General features: G+C 58.2%; 21 protein-coding genes. 9 read left to right on the top strand and 12 right to left on the bottom strand.

What is annotated here, in order from left to right; genetic code table 11:
- Positions 1-10: 10 nt before the first annotated feature.
- The gene (locus AC2FLD_RS04950; protein WP_496667770.1) at positions 11-703 is read left to right on the top strand and encodes a hypothetical protein; all 693 of its coding nucleotides are present in this window, start codon (positions 11-13) and stop codon (positions 701-703) included.
- On the opposite strand, the gene AC2FLD_RS04945 is transcribed toward AC2FLD_RS04950, so the two are convergent.
- Positions 694-1,098: a c-type cytochrome gene (locus AC2FLD_RS04945; protein ID WP_496667769.1), complete on the bottom strand. Its 405-nt coding sequence runs from the start codon at positions 1,096-1,098 to the stop codon at positions 694-696. The two genes, AC2FLD_RS04950 and AC2FLD_RS04945, sit on opposite strands and share 10 nt — an antisense overlap.
- A gap of 92 nt (positions 1,099-1,190) precedes the next feature.
- Between AC2FLD_RS04945 and AC2FLD_RS04940 the strand changes: the two genes are divergently transcribed.
- Positions 1,191-1,628, top strand: coding sequence for a DMT family transporter (locus AC2FLD_RS04940; RefSeq protein ID WP_496667768.1), 438 nt, complete (start codon positions 1,191-1,193; stop codon positions 1,626-1,628).
- Here AC2FLD_RS04940 and AC2FLD_RS04935 read toward each other — a convergent pair.
- Both AC2FLD_RS04935 and AC2FLD_RS04930 read right to left on the bottom strand, forming a co-directional pair.
- Positions 1,612-2,298: an ABC transporter ATP-binding protein gene (locus tag AC2FLD_RS04935; protein WP_496667767.1), complete on the bottom strand. Its 687-nt coding sequence runs from the start codon at positions 2,296-2,298 to the stop codon at positions 1,612-1,614. The genes AC2FLD_RS04940 and AC2FLD_RS04935 overlap by 17 nt on opposite strands.
- Positions 2,291-3,586: a lipoprotein-releasing ABC transporter permease subunit gene (locus AC2FLD_RS04930; RefSeq protein ID WP_496667766.1), complete on the bottom strand. Its 1,296-nt coding sequence runs from the start codon at positions 3,584-3,586 to the stop codon at positions 2,291-2,293. The genes AC2FLD_RS04935 and AC2FLD_RS04930 overlap by 8 nt, the downstream gene beginning before the upstream one ends.
- 356 nt (positions 3,587-3,942) lie before the next feature.
- Between AC2FLD_RS04930 and AC2FLD_RS04925 the strand changes: the two genes are divergently transcribed.
- Positions 3,943-4,302 (top strand): hypothetical protein, encoded by a 360-nt coding sequence (locus tag AC2FLD_RS04925; RefSeq protein WP_496667765.1) that lies wholly within the window; start codon positions 3,943-3,945, stop codon positions 4,300-4,302.
- A 116-nt stretch (positions 4,303-4,418) separates the two neighbouring features.
- On the opposite strand, the gene proS is transcribed toward AC2FLD_RS04925, so the two are convergent.
- On the bottom strand, positions 4,419-5,759 hold the full coding sequence (gene proS / locus AC2FLD_RS04920; protein ID WP_050602885.1) for a proline--tRNA ligase: 1,341 nt from the start codon (positions 5,757-5,759) through the stop codon (positions 4,419-4,421).
- Positions 5,760-5,928: 169 nt separating this feature from the next.
- On the opposite strand from proS, the gene AC2FLD_RS04915 reads away from it, so the two are divergent.
- The 5 genes from AC2FLD_RS04915 to AC2FLD_RS04895 all read left to right on the top strand — a co-directional run bounded on the left by AC2FLD_RS04915 (position 5,929) and on the right by AC2FLD_RS04895 (position 11,714).
- Positions 5,929-7,293 carry an FAD-dependent oxidoreductase gene (locus AC2FLD_RS04915; protein WP_496667764.1) on the top strand — a complete coding sequence of 455 codons (1,365 nt, stop codon included), beginning with the start codon at positions 5,929-5,931 and terminating at the stop codon, positions 7,291-7,293.
- Positions 7,293-8,267 carry an isopenicillin N synthase family dioxygenase gene (locus tag AC2FLD_RS04910; protein WP_496667763.1) on the top strand — a complete coding sequence of 325 codons (975 nt, stop codon included), beginning with the start codon at positions 7,293-7,295 and terminating at the stop codon, positions 8,265-8,267. The genes AC2FLD_RS04915 and AC2FLD_RS04910 overlap by 1 nt, the downstream gene beginning before the upstream one ends.
- An 89-nt stretch (positions 8,268-8,356) precedes the next feature.
- Positions 8,357-9,430, top strand: coding sequence for an AI-2E family transporter (locus AC2FLD_RS04905; RefSeq protein WP_496667762.1), 1,074 nt, complete (start codon positions 8,357-8,359; stop codon positions 9,428-9,430).
- On the top strand, positions 9,431-10,120 hold the full coding sequence (locus AC2FLD_RS04900) for a P-loop NTPase family protein (protein WP_496667761.1): 690 nt from the start codon (positions 9,431-9,433) through the stop codon (positions 10,118-10,120).
- Positions 10,121-10,169: 49 nt separating this feature from the next.
- On the top strand, positions 10,170-11,714 hold the full coding sequence (locus AC2FLD_RS04895; protein ID WP_050602890.1) for a Ppx/GppA family phosphatase: 1,545 nt from the start codon (positions 10,170-10,172) through the stop codon (positions 11,712-11,714).
- A gap of 7 nt (positions 11,715-11,721) precedes the next feature.
- Here AC2FLD_RS04895 and AC2FLD_RS04890 read toward each other — a convergent pair whose 3' ends face one another.
- The 6 genes from AC2FLD_RS04890 to scpA all read right to left on the bottom strand — a co-directional run bounded on the left by AC2FLD_RS04890 (position 11,722) and on the right by scpA (position 17,187).
- Complete coding sequence (locus AC2FLD_RS04890) at positions 11,722-12,096, bottom strand: hypothetical protein (RefSeq protein ID WP_496667760.1); 375 nt, start codon at positions 12,094-12,096, stop codon at positions 11,722-11,724.
- A gap of 37 nt (positions 12,097-12,133) precedes the next feature.
- Entirely contained in the window at positions 12,134-13,135 is a 1,002-nt protein-coding gene (locus tag AC2FLD_RS04885) for an endonuclease/exonuclease/phosphatase family protein (protein WP_496667759.1), read from the bottom strand.
- Between the two features lie 4 nt (positions 13,136-13,139).
- Positions 13,140-13,820, bottom strand: a complete 681-nt coding sequence (locus tag AC2FLD_RS04880; RefSeq protein WP_496667758.1) for a TerB family tellurite resistance protein — start codon at positions 13,818-13,820, stop codon at positions 13,140-13,142.
- Between the two features lie 45 nt (positions 13,821-13,865).
- Entirely contained in the window at positions 13,866-14,354 is a 489-nt protein-coding gene (locus AC2FLD_RS04875; protein ID WP_496667757.1) for a GNAT family N-acetyltransferase, read from the bottom strand.
- A complete protein-coding gene (locus AC2FLD_RS04870) occupies positions 14,351-14,953 on the bottom strand; it encodes a VOC family protein (protein ID WP_496667756.1) in 603 nt (200 codons plus the stop codon). Before AC2FLD_RS04870 ends, AC2FLD_RS04875 begins: the two co-directional genes overlap by 4 nt.
- A 107-nt stretch (positions 14,954-15,060) precedes the next feature.
- Positions 15,061-17,187 carry a methylmalonyl-CoA mutase gene (scpA, locus tag AC2FLD_RS04865; RefSeq protein WP_496667755.1) on the bottom strand — a complete coding sequence of 709 codons (2,127 nt, stop codon included), beginning with the start codon at positions 17,185-17,187 and terminating at the stop codon, positions 15,061-15,063.
- Positions 17,188-17,352: 165 nt separating this feature from the next.
- Here scpA and AC2FLD_RS04860 point away from each other — a divergent pair, with 165 nt between their 5' ends.
- Entirely contained in the window at positions 17,353-17,799 is a 447-nt protein-coding gene (locus AC2FLD_RS04860; RefSeq protein ID WP_496667754.1) for a DUF4174 domain-containing protein, read from the top strand.
- 76 nt (positions 17,800-17,875) lie between these two features.
- On the opposite strand, the gene AC2FLD_RS04855 is transcribed toward AC2FLD_RS04860, so the two are convergent.
- Positions 17,876-19,921: an acetyl-CoA carboxylase biotin carboxylase subunit gene (locus AC2FLD_RS04855; protein WP_496667753.1), complete on the bottom strand. Its 2,046-nt coding sequence runs from the start codon at positions 19,919-19,921 to the stop codon at positions 17,876-17,878.
- Positions 19,922-20,037: 116 nt separating this feature from the next.
- The gene (locus AC2FLD_RS04850) at positions 20,038-20,241 is read right to left on the bottom strand and encodes a hypothetical protein (protein ID WP_083445188.1); all 204 of its coding nucleotides are present in this window, start codon (positions 20,239-20,241) and stop codon (positions 20,038-20,040) included.
- Positions 20,242-20,367 lie beyond the last annotated feature (126 nt).

Below are 20,367 nucleotides of genomic sequence, written 5' to 3'. Positions count from 1 at the left end.
GATTCAACTCATGGTTCTGCGTGTATTTCTTGTTGCACTCTTGTTTCTGTCTTCCTGCGGTCGCCCACTGACCGAACCGGAACGCGTGTTTGCAGAGAGCATTCAAGGCGACACACTGAACTTGAATAATGTGCGATTGGTCGAAGGTGCCCCGGTGGCTCCGGTCACGTATTTCCGAGAGGAACGCCCGCGTCTGGCCTGCCGCGAGCTTATCCTGCCGCCGGTCGAGGCCGGGCATGTGACAGGCAAGCCCGCGGCCGTAGCCCTTTTCAACAAGGTCTATTTCGCGCGCGACTGGTATTTAGAAGACTATATGACCGACTTCCCCGATCAGATGAACCTAATTGCCGCTATGTTGTTGGCTCATGAACTGACACATGTCTGGCAATGGCAGAATCGCGCAACCACCGGCTATCACCCTCTGCGGGCGGCAGCAGAGCATGGCGGACGGAGAGATCCGTATCTGTTCAATCTGGACACCTCGCCTGACTTTTTATCCTACGGCTTCGAACAGCAGGGCGCGATTGTCGAGGAATACGTGTGCTGTCGCGCGCTGGACCCTCAGGCCAAGCGCACCAAGAGGCTGCACACCATGCTGGGCGAAAATTTCGACTTGTCACCCTTGCCGGAAAACGGACGTGAACGGGCGGTTCTTTTGCCTTGGAGCGAGGCGGAAGTAGACGGAATTTGCAGTCAGTCCTGAAGCGTTTCCAGATAGGCCACCAGATCTACAATAGGCTGGCTGGTCAGGATAGGCTGACCCCGAGGTGTTTTCATGGACGTGTCCTGCCCGTCAAAAAACGGTCCATAAACCGGCATAGGGCTGCCGTGGCTGACCAATGGATCTCTGCCATCGATCCGGGCGACCACACGAGCGGTCGGGAACAGGCCATCCTCATCGGTCAAATTGGTCAAATCGGTTGGCTGTACAACCAAAACGCTGGCCATAGGCCCCTGCCCGGTTGCATCAATCCCATGACAGGTTGCGCAATAATGCATGTAAAGCTCCTCTCCGGTCTTGGCATCCTGCGCCGAAACCGCCTGTGAGGTGGCGACCGAAAACCCAAACACCAGCATCCTAAGAGTTGCCCTGAACATCATATCCTCCTGCCACGATAGACATTTGCAGGGTTGCCCGGTCGACGTCTTGGCGCAATGATCCAGATCAACGCAGGCGGAGGGTACGGGCAATGACACAATACGCAGCCATTATGCTGGCGGCAGGGATCGGCGTCCCTATTCTTGCGGCTTTGAACGCGGCCCTGGGCAAGCTGATCGGATCGCCAACCACGGCCGCCGTGATTCTGTTCGCGATCGCCTTCGCGGCGTCGGTCCTGGTGATGCTGCTATTTCCGGGTTTCGAAGCGCTTTCCAAGGTGGCCGCAGCGCCGAAACATCTGTTACTGGCCGGTGTCCTGATCGCATTCTACGTTCTGTCAATCACCCACGTTGCCCCTCATTTCGGGGTTGGCAACGCCGTGTTCTTTGTATTGCTGGGGCAATTGATCAGCACGGCGGCTATTGACCATTTCGGCCTGTTTGGCGCTCAGATCACGCCACTGACTTGGATACGGGCCGGTGGTATTGCCGTGATGGCCATTGGTGTCGCGATCACTCAACTGGCCTGAGCACCCCGCCCTCAAGCCTGACCATCCGGTCCATACGCGCCGCAAGATTCAGGTTGTGGGTCGCGATCAAGGCCGACAGCCCTTCGTCGCGTACCAGAGCCATCAGCGCATCAAACACCTGATCCGAGGTTTCGGGATCCAGATTGCCGGTCGGCTCATCCGCCAATAATACACGCGGTTCGTTGGCCAGAGCCCTGCAAAAGGCGACACGCTGCTGTTCGCCGCCGGACAATGCTGCGGGCCGGTGGCTGGCGCGCGGGGCAACGCCGACCCGGTCCAACAGATCCATGGCCCGTACCTGCGCGGCCTTTTCTGAAATGCCGTTCGCCAGTTGCGGCAGGGTGATGTTTTCCAGTGCCGTAAACTCAGGCAGCAGGTGGTGGAACTGATAAACGAACCCGACATCCTGACGGCGCAGCGCGGTTCTGGTGCGATCGCCCTTGCCGGTCACGCTCTGCCCGCCAATCTCGACCGAGCCTTCATCGGGCTTGTCCAAAAAACCGGCAATGTGCAGAAGCGTTGATTTGCCCGCGCCTGACGGGGCAACCATCGCCACGGCCTCCCCCGCGCGCAGGTCCAGATCGACACCGCGCAGAACCTGTACTTCGCCCGGCGTACCTTTGAGGTAAGTCTTTGTCAGACCATTCAGACGCAATGTGACATCATTCATAGCGCAGCGCCTCGACCGGGTTCAGCCGCGCCGCGCGGCGAGCTGGAAAATAAGTGACGATGAAGGACAGGCCAAGCGACAGGCCGATGGCTTTGAGTACATCGCTCAGATGCAATTCGGCCGGCAAAGCATAGATGCCCCGGATCGACGGGTCCCATACGCCGCCGCCCATCACGTAATTCACGAACGAGAAAATCGGATCGATATAGATGGCAAAGAGGCATCCCAGAATAACACCCATCGCCGTTCCGATCAGGCCGGTGAAAGCCCCGCATATGAAAAAGATACGCAGAACCGACCCCTCGCTCAGCCCGATGGTGCGCAGGATGCCGATATCGCGCCCCTTGTTTTTAACCAACATGATCAGGCCAGAAACGATATTCATTGCGGCAATGAGAACCAGGATCGAGAGGATGATAAACATCACATTGTCCTCAACCTCCAAGGCCCGCAGAAAGCCACCGGACGCATCCTGCCATGTCCAGATCTGGCTGCGTTCACCCGAGGCTTCAATGATCGAAATCAGGATTGGACCCAGACTTTCGGGTTGCTGTACCATCACTTCGATCTCATCCGCCACACCTTCGCGGTTGAAAAAACTCTGGGCCTGCGAAAACGGCATATAGATGCGGGTGCGGTCGATGTCATAGCGACCCGCCGAGAACACGTAGACGACGCGATACGCGTTTACACGCGGCGAGGTACCAAAGGCGGTTTTGACCCCATTGGGCGAAGTCAACTTGACGACATCGCCCACGGTGGCCCCGATACTGCGCGCCACGCCAGACCCGATGGCGATGACATCTTCACCGGTTTGAAACTCTGCCAGGTCGCCTGCGGCCTGATCCGCCTGCGCTACACCCGGCAGGTCACGCAGATCATCGGGGTGGATGCCAAAGACCTCAACTCCGCTGCTGCGGTCGCGACTTGTGATCAAAACCTGCCCTTTGACCAAAGGCGCAGCTCGCTCAACTCCGGCGACCTGCGCGATCCGGGCCGCACGATCTTCATAATCAGCTATCGTTCGGTCGACCCGACCCTGATCATCAATTTCCCCCGACGAATAGACCGTCACATGTGCGTTGGCACCCAGAATGGTGCCCACAAATTCCGAGCGGAAGCCGGACCGGACCGCCAGTGTCGCAATCAGTGCAAACACTGCCAGGGTGATCCCGATCAAGGAAATCCACGTCATCACACTGACACCACCTTCGGCCCGGCGGGCCCGCAGGTAACGCCAGGCGATTTTCCATTCAAATTGGGCAAAGGGCGGGGGTGTTTTGGCCATGCCTGCTCCGGGGTGTTCTTGTTTGCGGGGACAGTTTCGGCATTTCACCCAATGGTCAAGCCGGTTGTCACTCTGACCCGGTTCCTCAGCCCGAATGAGCCGAATCAATACAGGTGACAACAGTAGCGTTACGGCCAAACAGATGACTTGGATATCAAGCGCTACACCATGAGTTGTGAACCGCATCACAGACAAAGCCGGATTGTTTCAGCTATGAAGTTAATCATCGCGCTTCGTGATGTCCTGAATCCAAAAGGCAACAATAAGTGCGAAATATTATTACTCTTTTTGATTATTTTCAGAAACTTTGTCACCCTGACTGTGGGGGAACACATTTAAAGAGCGGGGGTCGCTCAATGAATTTTCAAATCTCAACCAATGGAGCGGGGGTTATTCCGTCCCGCCAAGCATCAACAGAACTGGATTGCGAAACAGCGGCACTGCTGCGCGCGGCCATTCGACCGATCTTTGCCAGCGCAGCAAGCTGGAGCAACCTGACAGATATCCTGAAAGAAAAAGGATACCGGCTGGTGTTCCGTCAGGGCCGTTTGTGCATCACGGATCGGACAACCGACGCACGTGTTTGCGGGCTGCGGTTTCTGGGCCTTGAGTTTCGTGAACTGGTCAGCCGTCTGGGCCGACCGATCGTGGTCGCACGCGGCGACGACGCCAATGGCGATATTTTGGCTGAGCGCCCGACGCCAGACCGAAACTAAAGGCTAAGCCAAGCGCCTTGCTCCGGCCGCAGACGGCGGCCAGTTCAAGATTCTGTCCGTCAAACTCGTTCAGATCAGTTTCAGGTGCCGGTCAGCGCGGCACCCGACAATCGTGCTCAGGCGATCTGCTCATAGATTTCAGCAACTTTGGTGACAGCCGCTTCCGGGCTCAGCTCTTCGCTTTCGCCAGTGCGGCGGCAAGTCAGTTCAACAACACCGTTCTTCAAACCACGCGGGCCCACGGTGATGCGCCAGGGCAGACCGATCAGGTCCATGGTTGCAAACTTGCCGCCTGCTCGTTCGTTGCGATCATCGTATAGCGGCTCCAGACCCAAGGCGGTCAGCGCCGCATAGATCTTGTCACAGGCCGCATCCGCTTCCTCATCACCCTGCTTCAGGTTCACGATACCGCAATGGAACGGTGTCACGCCCTCTGGCCAGATAATGCCTTTGTCGTCATGGCTGGCCTCGATGATCGCGCCAATCAGGCGGCTGACGCCGATACCGTGGCTGCCCATGTGAACCGGAACCGGTTTGCCGTCGGGGCCTTGTACAGTCGCGCCCAATGGTTCGGAGTACTTGGTGCCGAAATAGAAAATCTGCCCAACTTCGATACCACGCGCCACGCGACGGCGCTCTTCCGGGATCTGGTTGAACAGCGCTTCGTCATGAGTTTCGTCAGTCCGCGCGTATTTCGAAGTAAACTCTTCCAGAATAGCCTGACACTGTCCGTGGCTGTCATAGTCGATCTCACGGTCACCGAAGGTAAGATCAGTGACGGCACTGTCATAGAAGACCTCGGATTCACCAGTATCAGCCAGCACCAGGAACTCATGGGTATCATCGCCGCCGATGGGGCCTGAATCGGCGCGCATCGGAATCGCCTGCAAACCCATGCGTTCGTAGGTGCGCAAGTAGCTGACCAGATGGCGGTTATACGCGTGCAACGCATCTTCCTTGGTCAGGTCGAAATTGTAGCCATCCTTCATATAGAACTCGCGTCCCCGCATCACGCCGAAGCGGGGGCGGATTTCATCGCGAAACTTCCACTGGATCTGATACAGCGTCAGCGGCAGATCTTTGTAGCTGTTCACGTGACCACGGAAGATATCAGTCACCAGTTCTTCAGCCGTCGGCGTAAACAACATGTCCCGGTCATGCCGGTCCTTCATGCGCAGCATTTCCTGACCATAATCATCATAACGACCGGATTCGCGCCACAGATCCGCCGATTGGATGATGGGCATCTGGATTGCGATGTGTCCCGCGCGCGCCTGCTCCTCATGCACAATGTTTTCCAACTTGCGCAGCACTTTGAAGCCCAGCGGCAGCCATGAATAAATCCCGGCGGCGGCTTGTTTGATCATGCCCGCGCGCAGCATCAGCCGGTGGCTGACGATCTGGGCCTCGGAGGGGTTTTCCTTGAGAACGGGCAGAAAGTAACGGCTGAGGCGCATGGGTGGACCTTCAAAGGTAAGAATTCGACTGCACAGGTGATTATTCCAAAGCCCCGCCGGGGGCAATCGGACATTGGTGATTTTACGACTTCACGTCAGTCGGTTTTTTGATTGACCCGCCAATCGAGAGTTTCAATTGTAACAGAATTGCTAAATCCACGAGGCGCCGATGCAAACGATTCAGGAACCAGCCCGCCAAGTCCCTGTGATCCATCAGACCGATGTTTTGGTTGTGGGTTCCGGCCCCGCCGGACTGGCCGCAGCGCTGGCCGCTGCACGAGCCGGGGCCGAGGTGTCTCTGGTTGATCGGTTCGGCTGCATGGGCGGCAACATCACAGCGGTCGGCGTCGAAGGATTCGCCTGGTACCGGCACGAGAAAACCGTTGAAGCAGGCGGTATCGGGATGGAGTTCGAAACCAGGGCCAAAGACATGGGGGCTGCTGTCCCGGAGAGTCAATCGCTGAGTTATGAGCTGGACAGCGAAGGGTTCAAACTGGTCGCAGACAAACTGGTCGAAGAGGCGGGCGTGCATCCCATGCTGCACCGTCAATTCGTTGCCCCCATCATGGAGGGCGACCGGATCACCGGCATCATCACCGAATCCAAGGCGGGGCGCGAGGCGATCCTTGCCAAGGTTGTGATCGACGCCACCGGTGATGCAGATGTGGCCCATCGCGCGGGAGCGCCGACCTACAAAACCCCACGTGAGGACATGATGGCCGCCTCGGTCATGTTCCATCTGGCAGGTGTCGACAAACGCGCCTTTATGGAAGGCGTGAAAGCGGACCCGCAGACCTACAAGGATTGGGGCGGTGGCGGTGAGTGGAATATCGAAACCAGCGGAAAAGAGGACGACATGTTCTCGCCCTTCGTAAAAAAGCCGTTCCAGCAAGCGATAGACGAAGGTCTGATCCCCCCGCATCTGAACACGATTGCGGGCACTTGGGGCGCGATGCATGACACGGGTGAGCTGACCTATATGAACCTCATCCACCTGGCCGAGATCGACGGGACCGATCCTGACAGCCTGACGCGCGGTGAAATCGAGGGGCGGCGCCAGTCGATGTTGGCCATCGATGCCCTACGAAGGTTCATGCCCGGTTGCGAGAACGCACGGTTGCGGAATTTCGGGATGACCATTGGTATTCGCGACACCCGCAAGATCGATGCCGTGTACACCATGACCGAAAACGACGCCCGCCATCAGGGCCGGTTCGAGGATACGATCGGCATCTACCCCGAATTCATCGACGGCTATGGCATTCTGATCCTGCCCACCACGGGGCGATACATGCAGGTTCCCTATCGCTCGATGCTGCCGAAGGGGATCAAGGGCCTGCTGGTCGCAGGTCGGTCCCATGGCGCGGACCGCGTGGCCCATGCCGCCACACGCAACATGGCCTGCTGCGCCGTCATGGGTCAGGGTGCAGGCGTTGCGGCAGCCCTGTCTTTGAAAAGCAATCAGGACCTGGACCAGTTGAATCTGACACCTGTTCACAAGGAACTACGGCGTCAGGGGGTCAGGATTCACTGATGGACAGCATTCCGACCATCGACATCTCGCCATTGGCTGAGCCGAATACTGCGGCGTACGATGCGACTGTACAGCGCATCATTGAGGCTTGTACCGGGATCGGGTTCCTGTCCATCACCGGGACAGGCGTGCCTCGGCAAACCGTTGATATGGTCCGGCAGGCGACCCGAGAGATTTTTGCCATCGAAGAGACCCGCAAATGGGATCAGGCCATCACCCGTGAGAACTATCGCGGTTATATTCCCATGGGGTTCTTCACGCCCAATGATGGGTCAGGCAAGGCCGACAAGTATGAAGGCTACAAACTGCATCACGAGGTCGCGGAAGACGCGCCGGTACGCGCAGATTGTGCTTTATACGGACCGAACCTGTGGCCAGATGAGGTGCCCGGTGCCAAAGAGATCATTCTGGGCTATTGGGCCCAACTGGATCGCGTAGCCGATCTTTTGCTGGGCGCCTTAGAGGCTGGCCTGAACCTGAAACATGACACGCTGCGCGGCGCCTTTCGGGACCCGATGACCAACATGACCCTGCTGCACTACCCTCCGCAGGAGGAGGATGAGGCAGGCTATGGCATCCACCCGCACAAGGACACGGACGCGCTGACCATCATCGCCCCCGATCCGGTTGGCGGGCTTGAGGTGCAAACCCGCACCGGCGGATGGATCACACCGGACTGCCCGCCCGGCGGCTTTGTGGTCAATATCGGCGACATGCTGGAGCTTTGGTCCGGCGGACGATTGAAGTCCACACCACATCGTGTGGTCAACCGGTCAGGCAAGGAACGATACTCCTTCCCTTACTTCGCCGTCCCCCGCCATGACGTCATTGTTGAACCGATGTTGCCTGCCCTGCCCGGTTTTGACCGCCCTGCCGTCCATTGCGGCCATTGGTCAGCGGAAATCTGGCGTACCAACTGGCCAGATGAAGCCGCAGACGTGAACACTCCGGAACTCGGGACACTGCACGTCTGAACGCTGCAAAGCCCGGTCAAATGAAGCGCTTGCATCATGGGCTTTGATACGCCAAGAACACCAGCAACGGCCTGAACAAGGGGATCGCCATGGCTTTGCCGGTTAAGGATCAACTGAGATACTGGAGCGTCGCCGCTGCGGTTTTTGTGCTGATCCTCTGGGCTTTGGGGGATGTCCTGCTGCCCTTCGTCATTGGTGGGGCAATTGCCTATTTCCTTGATCCGGTTGCAGACCGACTTGAGCGGATTGGCCTGTCGCGCATGGCGGCCACGGCCATCATCACGGTGGTGGGCGTGCTGGGATTTGTGCTGGCAATTCTGATGGTAGTACCCGCTCTGATCACTCAGTTGCTGGACCTGATTGATGTCCTACCCGACCTGTTCAAACAATTGCGCGGCTTTATCGAAAAACAGTTTCCCTCCCTATTGGACCGGGAATCAAGCACACACCAAATGCTGGTGTCTTTCGGTGAAACGCTGAAATCCAAGACTGGGGATGTCTTGCAAACGGTGCTGACCTCATTGGGTTCAGCACTCAACATCGTGGTGCTTCTGGTGATCGTACCAGTTGTGGCTGTCTACCTGCTGCTGGATTGGGATCGCATGATCGCCCGTATCGGAGAGTTGCTGCCGCGCGACCATGCCCCCGCCATCATGCGACTGGCGGGCGAGATCAACGTGGTGCTAGCCTCTTTTGTGCGTGGGATGGGAACTGTGTGTTTGATCCTCGGCACCTACTACGCGGTTGCCCTCATGCTGGCCGGTCTGCAATTCGGGCTGATCGTGGGTTTCATCGCCGGACTGGTCACGTTCATTCCCTATCTGGGTGCTTTGATCGGTGGCTCACTGGCCATTGGGCTGGCGCTGTTTCAATTTTGGGGCGATTGGGCACATATCGGCTTGATCGCGGGCATCTTTGCTATTGGCCAAGTCACCGAAGGCAATTTCCTGACGCCCAAGCTGGTAGGCAACTCTGTTGGGCTACACCCGGTCTGGCTGCTGCTGGCGTTATCGGTCTTTGGTGCGCTTTTCGGCTTTGTCGGGATGCTGATCGCCGTTCCGGTCGCCGCCGCGTTGGGTGTGCTGGCCCGGTTTGGTACATCACTGTATCTGGACAGCAGACTTTACACCGGTCTTGAAAGCCAGGATCAGGAAACCGACTAAATGGCCCAACAACTCAGCTTTGACCTGCCCGCCAAAACTGCGCTTGGGCGTGAGGATTTCTTTGTCTCGCCTTCTAATGCTCTGGCCGTTGCAATGATCTCGGCCACGTCCTGGCCCGGCAACAAGCTGGTGCTGAGTGGCCCGGCGGGCGCGGGCAAAACTCATCTGGCGCATGTATGGGCCGCCGAAACCGGCGGTCGGATCATTCAGGCGGCAGACCTGCGTTATGACGACGTGCCTGATCTGGCGCGCAAGCCGATCGCTGTTGAAGACGTGCCCATGGTTGCGGGGGACTTGGAACAGCAGAAAACACTCTTTCACCTGCACAATCTGGTTCTGGCCGAAGGGCATGCCCTGCTTATGACCGGCAGGCTTGCGCCGAAGTTCTGGGAGCTGCCGCTGGCGGATCTGCAAAGCCGCGTGGAAGGGGCCCATCACGTCGCGTTGGATCCACCTGATGACGCGTTGCTGGGCGCGGTGCTGGCCAAACTGTTTGTGGACCGGCAGCTAAATCCGGGCCCCGAGGTCATCGCCTATCTCGTCAAGCACATGGATCGACGGTTTGAAACCGCCGCGCACGTTGTCGCGCAACTTGACCATTTGGCGTTGGCAGAAAAGCGTGACATCACACGCGCCTTGGCGGTCCGGGTCTTGAACACACACCCGGATGAGATCGAGACGGATGATTGACCCGCAAGCCCCAATTTCGCATCCTCTTACTGCAGTATCTGGAAGACACATGGATCAGACCGTCGAAACCGACATCCCGGACTGGGGACCTTTCGGAAAACCTCTGTTCGACGACCCTGGCACACGGGCCCTGTCGAGGGTCGGGGTGGTCGATGTGGGGTCGAACTCGGTTCGGATGGTGATCTTCGACGGGGCGGCTCGGTCGCCCGCTTATTTCTACAACGAAAAGGTGATGTGCGAACTGGGCGCGGGCCTGTCCGAGACGGGTCGGCTGAACCCGCGCGGGCGCGACCGAGCGCTGGCGGCGCTGCGGCGGTTCCAGCATCTGGCAATGGACTTGGATTTGCCAGGACTGCACGTGGTGGCCACAGCCGCAGTGCGCGAGGCCGAAGACGGGCCGGATTTCTGCGCGCAGGTCAAGGCAGAAACCGGATTGCACGTGGCTGTGATCGACGGGGCCGAAGAGGCGCGTTTGTCAGCGCAAGGCGTGTTGTTGGGCTGGCCCGGCGCTTATGGCCTGATCTGCGACATTGGCGGCTCGTCCATGGAGTTGGCGGAAATCGGCGATGGTCAGGTCGGTCGTCGCGTGACATCAGCCCTCGGGCCACTGAAGCTGCGCGACATCAAGGGTGGGCGGCGGGCGCGAAAAGCGCATATCAAGTCAACTATGGAAGAGCTGCGCGATCAGATGGGTCCGCAGCGCGATCGCCTGTTTCTGGTCGGAGGCAGCTGGCGTGCCTTTGCCCGGCTGGACATGCTGCGACGGGGTTATCCGCTGAACGTGCTGCACGAATACCGCATGACCACCAAACAGGTGCGCGAGACGATCAAGTTCATAGAAAAGAGTGACTATGAAAAACTGCGCAGCGAGGCCGGGGTCTCAAGCTCGCGTATGTCTCTGATCCCTTATGCAATGGATGTTCTGGCGCGGCTGATCCGTACGTTCAAACCAAAGGATATCGCGATCTCAAGCTACGGCATCCGCGAGGGGTTGCTGTATGAACAGATGTCGCAGGAACTGCGCGACCGCGACCCGTTGATCGAAGCCAGCCGTTTTTCCGAAGCCAAGGACGCGCGTATACCCGGCTTTGGCCGCAGTTTGTATGACTTTGTGATGCCGCTGTTCAATTCAGCCCCATCAAGCCGAGTGCGCCTGATCCAGGCGGCGTGCCTGTTGCACGACGTCAGTTGGCGCGCCCATCCCGACTATCGGGCCGAGGTCTGCTTTGACAATGTCACCCGCGCCAACCTTGGGGGTCTGAAACACTCGGAACGTGTCTTTATCGGGCTGGCACTGCAACATCGCTACAAGAACAAGCGCGAGGGCAACAGGTTTGCACCCCTGTATGCGTTGCTGGACGAAAAAGACCAGAAACAAGCCGAGATTCTTGGCAAGGCCATGCGTTTTGGCGCGATGCTGTGGATGCATAACGACGCCAGTATGGGACGTCTGAAATTCTATCCCAAAAAGCGCGAACTTGAGCTGTATCTGCCCGAGACTGCAGCCCCTTTGTTCAGCGAAGTGGCCGAAGCCCGCCTGAATTCGCTGGCAAGCGCGCTGAAATCTGAGGCGCAGGTGATCATCAAGGGCTGAGGCGGGCTCAGATATCGGTTGTGCCCTCGGGGATCTCTTCGTCCTTGCTTTCAGGTTCAGGCAGGTCTTCAACCGGCTTTTTGCGGATGATGATGTCGCCATTGGGCAGGATTTCAGGCGCTTCATAGGCGCTCCAATCCTTGACCTGAGCCGCCAGCTCCGCCAACGCAGGGCCCATTTCCTGCAAAAAGGACTGCATGGCGGGACCAAACTCATCCGCCAGCCCCAGCAAGTCATCCAGCGCCGGTTCCATTTCCTTGCGCAGCCCTTCGAAAAACAGCTCGGCCCCCTGCTCCATCAGGGATTTGTCCGTGTCTTCTTGCGCCGAAGATGGCATCGCAATAGACGCCGATAAGATGCTGATCAGAACAATCTGTTTCATAGCCTTTATAAAACCTCTCGAGCACAGGCTGCAAAGGTCACAGGTCAATATCCAGAGTGACCGGAAAATGATCCGAAGCTGTCAACAGCGCCTGCCGCAATTCAGGTTCAGACCAGCAGGCGACATCCCGAAACGGGTGCCATATGCGCCAGGTGGGATCAAAGGTACGGAGGTCGTCGGATATCATGATGTAATCCAATAGCGCCTCAAGATACCGGCCTTCGTCTGGGCGCGCAAATCGCGCGGTAGCAGGTAGAGATCCCGGCCGGAATTCATGAGCCCTGACCGCGTGCGGATCAAACAGCCCCGCTTGCAGCAAGATCTCAACCGACGAGCGGCCAAAGAGGTGTTCGAACTCATCCAGCCCCGGACCGTCATTCAGATCCCCCAGCAAAATGACAGACTCGTCCTGCGCCAAATGCCCCTCGACCCTTCGGGCCAACCAGACCGCCTGCGCAAGCTGCTTGCGGCGATTGGCAATCGAAATGCGGATCGCCTCGTCTCTGGACCCTGCCCCATGCGGCGCTTTGGACTTTAGATGCGCCCCAATAAGCCTGATGTCCTTGCCTGCTTGTGTTGTCAGCGCCAATTCCAATGGCGGTTTTGAAAACCGAACGATGTCCTCGGTCGCATCAACATCCAGGTCGATTCTGAATTCGCCATCGAACCGGGGGGCAGACCCGTCTGCGATGTCCCCTTGCGGATCGTGACGCGTGCTCAGAACAGATCTGTCATATAGCAACGCAAGTTCCTGATGCGTGTCATTGGCAAAGCCCATTACTGCGTCAGTGGTGCGCAGATCAAATGCCTCGGCAAAAGCCTGCAACGCACGTACCGTGTTCTGGCGTTTGCCGGTGTTCGGGGCCTCGACAATCAACACCGCGTCGGCATCCATCGCGGTCAAAACCTTGGCAATAGCCTCGACTTGCTGAGCTTTGGTGACGTCGTGCCGGCCCGACCAACTGCCATCGACAATGAGGGCGTCATTTTTGTCGAAGAGATTGGCAAACCATTCGATATTGTAGGTCGCCAGCCGCATCTCCTTAGGCCGCCGCGCCGTTGATCTCGTCCCAGGCGCGATTGATGTCGATCATCTTCTTTTCTGCCAACCGGATCGCTTCTTCCGGGACCCCGCGCGCCATCATGGCGTCCGGGTGAGTCTCACGAACCAACTGACGCCAGACTTTGCGAATCTCAGCCATGGGCATATCCCGAGACACACCCAGCACCACATATGGGTCGTTGGGCGCATCCGTTACAAACCGTGCGCGCAAGGCCAGAAACTGCGCATCTGTCTGGCCAAAAATGCGACTGACGTCTTCCAAAAACTCATTTTCGTTGGGATGATAGAAACCGTCGGCCATCGCAATGTGGAACAACCCCTCCATCAGGTCGCAAAGCGTGGTGCTGTCTTCGGAAAACATCCGCGCGATCTTGCGGGCATAGTCCTGATACCCGGCGACATCCGTGCGCGCCATATTGAAAACCCGCGCCGCGCCCTCTTCATCCTCGCGGGCGATCTGGAACACGTCGCGGAAGGCCGTGACCTCATCCCGCGTCACTTGCCCATCGGCCTTGGCCATTTTTGCACCCAGTGCAATCACGGCAATCGTGAACGCCACCGAGCGTTCAGGTGGTGAGCGCAGTTTTTCAAAAACGGCGGTCAGGCTTTCGCCTTGGGCAAGGGCGCTGAGCGCGTCGGATATGCGAGTCCAAATCGACATGGGCGTACCCTAGCGCCACAATAAGGGACTGTCAGGTGCGATAGATCATCCCGGTGAAAGAATTTTCTGCATCAGCATAAGATCCAGCCATTGCCCCCATTTGTAACCAACCTGAGGCAAATGCCCGACCTGTTCGAAGCCCAGCGCCGCGTGGAATGCAACAGCAGCAGGGTTTGCGGACGAGATACCCGCAACCAGCACGTGGATGCCCTTGGCCCGCGCTGCCTGCTCAAGCGCGGTCATTAAGGCGCGGCCCGCGCCTTTGCCGCGCGCGTCGCGTGCCAATTGGATCGAGTGTTCGCAACTGTGGGCATAACCGGGGCCAGAGCGGAAAGGTCCAAAGGTTGCAAACCCGACCACGTGATTGTCAACTTCTGCAACCAGAAACCCCGGACCTCGGGCGTGGATATCTTGGGCGATACTCTCAGCGCTGCGGGTATCGGTTGTAAACGTCACCAGCGTCTCGCGAATGATCTGATTGGTAATCTCGGCAATCGCGGGCGCATCTGCTGGCTGAGCAGGGCGAACCTTCATTCCAACACGCGCAGACCGTGCGGGGTTTCAACCTCGGCCCGCAGGGCGGCTGGGCCAGTGTCAAAAACCACCCCGTCGAGCGCGCCAAGATGCGTGGCCAATGTCAGCGCATCCGGGTGGTACACAACCAACCTGCGCAGGCGGCAACCGCTGTCTTGCAACATCTGTGCTGGGTGCAGATCACCCTGCCACTGGATCAGTGCAGGAAACAGGTTATCAAAAGGAAGACGACCAGTCGGTGGCACGGCCATGCGCCAACTCAGGGCCCCGCGGTTCAGATCGACAGGCGCTCCGACACCATCGGGAAATACTGACAGCGAAGCTTCGATATCGGGCACGCGGCAAATCCAGTTGGTCAAGCGAGGGTTGCCTGTAAACCGGTCCAGATCGAACCAGCGGGTCCGTTCCGGTGTCGGCGCGTCGGGGTCAATTGCAATCGCCTCAAGATACAAACCATCTTTGAGGCCCAATAATCGGTTATAGGTGCCAAACTTCTCGTGCTTGCCGCCCGCCTGCAGCGCCACGCCCAATGCCTGTTCGATATGCGCGGACGCTTCCTCCAGCGTTTCGCCAGCGACAGCCAGATGATCGAGCAACATGCGCCCCTCCTGAAAAAATTACGACCAGACCCAAGCAGGTCTGGTCGCATGTTTCCGACATTAGCGCAGGATCACAAGATTTTTCGACGGAAAATCTTGGCCAATGGTTAGTCGCGAGCTTCGCTGATCAGGCGCAGGATGTCCTGGGCCGCTTCGGGGATATTGGTGCCCGGACCAAAGATCGCTTTCACACCGTGGTCGTACAAGAACTGGTAATCCTGCTGCGGGATCACGCCGCCGCAGATGACGATAATGTCCTCGGCCCCGGCCTTCTTCAGTTCTTCCACCAACTGCGGGGCCAGCGTCTTGTGCCCGGCAGCCTGCGAAGAAATCCCGACCACATGCACGTCATTGTCCACTGCGTCCTGCGCGGCTTCGGCAGGTGTCTGGAACAAAGGCCCGACATCGACGTCAAATCCAATGTCCGCAAAGGCCGTCGCAATAACCTTGGCACCCCGGTCGTGACCATCCTGGCCCATTTTCACCACCAACAGGCGGGGGCGCCGTCCTTCAGCTTCGGCAAAGTCTTCAATGGATTTCTGGATCGCGGCAAAGCCTTCGTCACCTTCATAAGCCGCGCCATAAACACCGGCCAGCGTTTTCACTTCGGCGCGGTGACGGCCGAATTCTTTCTCCATTGCCATGCTGATCTCTCCTACGGATGCGCGGGCACGGGCGGCCTCAACCGCAGCAGCCAGCAGGTTGCCACCTTCGCGGGCGGTTTGGGTCAGATTGTCCAGTGCCGCTTGGCACGCACCCTCGTCACGGGTTGCACGGATACGTTCCAGTCGCGCGACCTGCGCTTCGCGCACGGCGACGTTGTCGACGTCCAGAATGTCGATTGGGTCTTCCTGTTCCTTTCGGTACTTGTTGACACCGACGATCACCTCATCACCACGGTCGATCATGGCCTGACGGCGCGCGGCGCTTTCCTCGATCCGTAGCTTGGGCATACCTGAAGCGACGGCCTTGGTCATGCCGCCCATCTCCTCGACCTCTTCCATCAGGGCCCAGGCCTTTTCGACCAGCTCGTTGGTCAGGCTTTCGATGTAATAAGAACCGGCCAGAGGGTCGACCACATCGGTCACACCGGTCTCTTCCTGCAGCACCAGCTGGGTATTCCGCGCAATGCGGGCCGAAAAGTCAGTCGGCAGCGCAATCGCCTCGTCCAAAGCGTTGGTGTGCAGCGACTGGGTGCCGCCCAGTACCGCGCTCATCGCCTCATAGGCTGTGCGGATCACGTTGTTATAGGGGTCCTGCTCTTGCAGCGACACGCCAGACGTCTGGCAGTGCGTGCGCAGCATCTTTGAACGGTCGGATTTTGCGCCGAACTCGGTCATCACGCGATGCCACAGGGTCCGCGCGGCGCGCAGTTTGGCGATCTCCATGAAAAAGTTCATACCGATGGCAAAGAAGAACGACAGACGGCCCGCAAACTTATCCACGTCCATACCAGACTGTGTCGCAGCGCGTACATATTCGCGCCCGTCGGCCAGGGTATAGGCCAGTTCCTGCACCAGGTTCGCCCCGGCCTCTTGCATGTGATAGCCTGAGATCGAGATCGAGTTGAACTTGGGCATTTCGTTCGAGGTGTACTCGATAATGTCCGAGATGATCCGCATCGATGGCTCGGGCGGATAGATATAGGTGTTGCGCACCATGAACTCTTTCAGAATGTCGTTCTGAATGGTGCCGGACAGCACGGATTTGTCATGACCCTGCTCTTCGCCTGCTACAATGAAGCTGGCAAGGATCGGGACCACCGCCCCGTTCATGGTCATCGAAACCGAGACCTTGTCCAGCGGGATACCATCGAACAGGATTTTCATGTCCTCGACGCTGTCGATGGCCACACCCGCCTTGCCCACATCGCCGACAACGCGAGGATGGTCGCTGTCATATCCGCGATGCGTGGCCAGATCGAAGGCGACCGAGACACCTTGCTGACCCGCAGCGAGGTTGCGGCGGTAGAAGGCGTTCGATTCCTCGGCAGTCGAAAAGCCTGCATATTGACGGATCGTCCAAGGGCGACCGGCATACATCGTTGCCTTCACCCCGCGCGTAAACGGACCAAACCCGGGCAGAGAGCCCATGTGCGGCAGATCAGCCGTATCTTCCTGCGTATAAAGCGGTTTAACGTCGATGCCTTCCAGCGTTTCCTTCGTTAGATCATCCAATGGTCGTCCGCGCAGCTCTTTCTCTGCCAGCGCGCGCCAGTCCTTTGTGTTGGTCATTGAGGGGTCCTCTCGTCAATTCGGATCGCAGGCAACTGTAATCCGTGCGTATGGTTGATCAGCGTCGGGTCCACGGGGGCAACGCGCGACAAATTGAGCAGCTTGTGCAATTCGTCAGTCGCATTCGCGCGCGCAAGGGTTATATTCAACGGAACAGGAGGCCCCATGAACAAAACGCTTGCCTTTGTTTTCTCGGCACTAATACCGCTGGCAGCGATGGCCGCCGATGGGTCCGCGCCCGCTGATGATGAATTTGTCCGCCCTGTAGGCGACAGTGAGTTAAGCGATTTTTTGTGGATGCACCGGCCCATAGTCGTTTTTGCAGACACACCTGCCGATCCCAGGTTCCAGCAACAGATAGATATGCTTCTGGACGGGGAGGCGACCATGCGAGACCGGGATGTGGTGGTCCTGACCGATACCGACCCGTCGGCGCGATCCCCGATCCGGGCGCAACTACGCCCGCGCGGGTTCCAGATGGTGTTTGTCGACAAGGACGGTGTGGTCAAACTGCGCAAACCAAGCCCTTGGAGCGTGCGAGAGATCGGCCGGTCCATCGACAAGACCCCCCTGCGTGAGCGCGAAATCCGCGACCGACGCGAAGGCGGTTGAGCGCTTTCACCGCACCCCGTAGCCCCGGCGCAGAACGCCGGAGACTTTTGGAGATATGTTGAAAGCGCAGCCATGATCACTCGAACTCGATGATCACTTCGTCCACGGCGAGGCTGTCGCCGGGACCCGCATTGATCTTGGCAACCGTGCCTTTCTTCTCGGCGCGCAGGATGTTTTCCATCTTCATCGCCTCGATGGTGCAAAGCGCCTGACCTTCCTGCACCTCCTGTCCCACTTCGACATCGATTTTAACGACCAGGCCAGGCATCGGGCAGAGCAGCATTTTCGAAGTATCCGGCGGCAGTTTTTCCGGCATAAGCTTGGCCAGCTCGGCCTGGCGCGGACGCCGCACCCGCACCTTCATATCGGCACCACGATTGCGGATGCGGAACCCGCCCGAAATCTTACCGACTTTCAGAACCAGCGGGCTGCCGTCAACGTCCAACATCGCCAGTTGATCACCCGGTGTCCAATCCGAAGAAACGCGAATGGTTGTATCATCTTCGAACTTGACCGTTGCGCCTTCTTTGTCAGCGTTAACCTGAACCGGGAATTCGAGACCTTCCAGCGAAACGACCCAGCGCTTACCGACTTTGCGTTCATGGTTGTCCATGCGGCCCGAAACTCGAGTGCGACGAATTTCTTCGACACGATGCATCGCCGCGCAAGAAGCTGCTATCCGACGAAGATCAAGTTCGGGCAGCTCTACACCTTCGAACCCGTCCGGATATTCTTCGGCAATGAAAGCGGTGGTCATGTCGCCACTGATAAATTTCGGGTGATCCATCACGGCCGACAGGAACGGCAGGTTGTGACCGATGCCTTCGACCTCGAAGCTGTCCAGCGCCACGCGCATCGCCTCGATCGCCTGTTCGCGAGTTGGCGCCCAAGTGCAGAGCTTGGCGATCATCGGGTCGTAATACATGCTGATCTCGCCGCCTTCATAGACGCCGGTATCATTACGCACCGCGGCCTCACCTTCCGGCGCATCGCCTTGCCATTTGCCGTTAACCAGCATCGGGCCAGCCGCTGTTTCTTGCGGCGGCCGATAACGCGAAAGGCGACCAATCGACGGCAGGAAGCCCCGATACGGGTCTTCAGCATACAGGCGATTCTCAATGGCCCAGCCAGTCAATGTGACGTCATCCTGCGTGATCGTCAGCTTCTCGCCCGCTGCTACACGGATCATCTGTTCGACAAGATCGACGCCGGTGATCAGTTCAGTAACGGGGTGTTCCACCTGCAAACGGGTGTTCATTTCGAGGAAGTAGAAGTTCTTGTCTCCGTCCACGATGAATTCGACCGTGCCTGCGCTGGCGTAGTTCACGGCCTGGGCCAGCGCCACAGCCTGTTCGCCCATCGCCTTGCGGGTTTCCGGATCAAGGAAGGGTGATGGTGCCTCTTCAACCACCTTCTGGTTCCGGCGCTGGATCGAACATTCACGCTCGCCCAGATAGATGCCGTTGCCATGGCTGTCACACAGGACCTGAATTTCGATGTGGCGCGGCTGAGTGACGAACTTCTCGATGAAAATCCGGTCATCCCCGAACGAGTTTGCAGCCTCGTTCTTGGACGATTGGAACCCTTCGCGGGCTTCTTCGTCGGTCCACGCAATTCGCATGCCCTTACCACCGCCACCGGCGCTGGCTTTGATCATGACAGGATAGCCGATTTCGTTCGAGATCTTCACCGCCTCGTCCGCGTCTTCGATCAGGCCCATGTAACCGGGAACAGTTGAAACACCGGCCTCTTGTGCAATCTTTTTCGAGGTGATCTTGTCGCCCATGCTTTCGATCGCACCAACCGGAGGGCCGACAAAGGCGACACCTTCAGCCTCGAGTGCTTGAGCGAACTTCGAGTTTTCTGACAAGAAACCGTAACCCGGATGCACCGCCTGCGCACCGCTTTGGCGGATGGCGTCCATGACCTTGTCGATCACGATATAGGACTGGTTGGCGGGCGGCGGGCCAATATGAACGGCTTCATCGGCCATCGACACATGCAGCGCGTTCTTGTCCGCGTCCGAGAAAATGGCGACGGTGCCGATACCCATCTTGCGGGCGGTCTTGATGACCCGGCAGGCGATTTCGCCCCGGTTGGCGATCAGGATCTTATTGAACATGGAACGTCCTTTGGCTTGGTGTTCTGGAAACGCAAAACGCCGCCGCAGGGAACGATCCCCACGACGGCGTGATGCGCGATGACGGATGGGACGACGCGCGCCCCGAAAAAGATGCGTTAGTTACAGGTGTTCTGCGTTTTGCAGTAAAGCACGTTGCCTGCCGCGCCGACGGCTGCGCCAAACAACGGATCGGCGTTGAGGACAGCCGCCCCCACTGCCCCGGCACCACCGCCGAGGATTGCCTGTTCGCCCGTGGTGTCGCCGCAGGCGGCCAGGCCCGCACAGGTTGCCGCAACAAGGATGAGTCGTGAGAATCGCATTGTGTCTGCCCTTTTTGGTTTTCTTGTCCTTTTGGGCTCAGATGCGCGAAAGGCGAGCTGTTATTCAATATCAATAGGCAAGTGGGCAGATTTTGTGCAGGTTTTTGCCTCTTTTTACCTGCGAGG

Source organism: Ruegeria sp. CDSA021 (assembly GCF_059612325.1).
Note: the sequence above shows the minus strand (reverse complement) of the source record. Positions and strands in the feature narration are given on the sequence as shown.

Bases quoted from the DNA above. Each gene is read 5' to 3' on its own strand.
- AC2FLD_RS04950 (WP_496667770.1), top strand. From the start codon at position 11: ATGGTTCTGCGTGTATTTCTTGTTGCACTCTTGTTTCTGTCTTCCTGC.
- AC2FLD_RS04945 (WP_496667769.1), bottom strand. From the start codon at position 1,098: ATGTTCAGGGCAACTCTTAGGATGCTGGTGTTTGGGTTTTCGGTCGCC.
- AC2FLD_RS04940 (WP_496667768.1), top strand. From the start codon at position 1,191: ATGACACAATACGCAGCCATTATGCTGGCGGCAGGGATCGGCGTCCCT.
- AC2FLD_RS04935 (WP_496667767.1), bottom strand. From the start codon at position 2,298: ATGAATGATGTCACATTGCGTCTGAATGGTCTGACAAAGACTTACCTC.
- AC2FLD_RS04930 (WP_496667766.1), bottom strand. From the start codon at position 3,586: ATGGCCAAAACACCCCCGCCCTTTGCCCAATTTGAATGGAAAATCGCC.
- AC2FLD_RS04925 (WP_496667765.1), top strand. From the start codon at position 3,943: ATGAATTTTCAAATCTCAACCAATGGAGCGGGGGTTATTCCGTCCCGC.
- proS (WP_050602885.1), bottom strand. From the start codon at position 5,759: ATGCGCCTCAGCCGTTACTTTCTGCCCGTTCTCAAGGAAAACCCCTCC.
- AC2FLD_RS04915 (WP_496667764.1), top strand. From the start codon at position 5,929: ATGCAAACGATTCAGGAACCAGCCCGCCAAGTCCCTGTGATCCATCAG.
- AC2FLD_RS04910 (WP_496667763.1), top strand. From the start codon at position 7,293: ATGGACAGCATTCCGACCATCGACATCTCGCCATTGGCTGAGCCGAAT.
- AC2FLD_RS04905 (WP_496667762.1), top strand. From the start codon at position 8,357: ATGGCTTTGCCGGTTAAGGATCAACTGAGATACTGGAGCGTCGCCGCT.
- AC2FLD_RS04900 (WP_496667761.1), top strand. From the start codon at position 9,431: ATGGCCCAACAACTCAGCTTTGACCTGCCCGCCAAAACTGCGCTTGGG.
- AC2FLD_RS04895 (WP_050602890.1), top strand. From the start codon at position 10,170: ATGGATCAGACCGTCGAAACCGACATCCCGGACTGGGGACCTTTCGGA.
- AC2FLD_RS04890 (WP_496667760.1), bottom strand. From the start codon at position 12,096: ATGAAACAGATTGTTCTGATCAGCATCTTATCGGCGTCTATTGCGATG.
- AC2FLD_RS04885 (WP_496667759.1), bottom strand. From the start codon at position 13,135: ATGCGGCTGGCGACCTACAATATCGAATGGTTTGCCAATCTCTTCGAC.
- AC2FLD_RS04880 (WP_496667758.1), bottom strand. From the start codon at position 13,820: ATGTCGATTTGGACTCGCATATCCGACGCGCTCAGCGCCCTTGCCCAA.
- AC2FLD_RS04875 (WP_496667757.1), bottom strand. From the start codon at position 14,354: ATGAAGGTTCGCCCTGCTCAGCCAGCAGATGCGCCCGCGATTGCCGAG.
- AC2FLD_RS04870 (WP_496667756.1), bottom strand. From the start codon at position 14,953: ATGTTGCTCGATCATCTGGCTGTCGCTGGCGAAACGCTGGAGGAAGCG.
- scpA (WP_496667755.1), bottom strand. From the start codon at position 17,187: ATGACCAACACAAAGGACTGGCGCGCGCTGGCAGAGAAAGAGCTGCGC.
- AC2FLD_RS04860 (WP_496667754.1), top strand. From the start codon at position 17,353: ATGAACAAAACGCTTGCCTTTGTTTTCTCGGCACTAATACCGCTGGCA.
- AC2FLD_RS04855 (WP_496667753.1), bottom strand. From the start codon at position 19,921: ATGTTCAATAAGATCCTGATCGCCAACCGGGGCGAAATCGCCTGCCGG.
- AC2FLD_RS04850 (WP_083445188.1), bottom strand. From the start codon at position 20,241: ATGCGATTCTCACGACTCATCCTTGTTGCGGCAACCTGTGCGGGCCTG.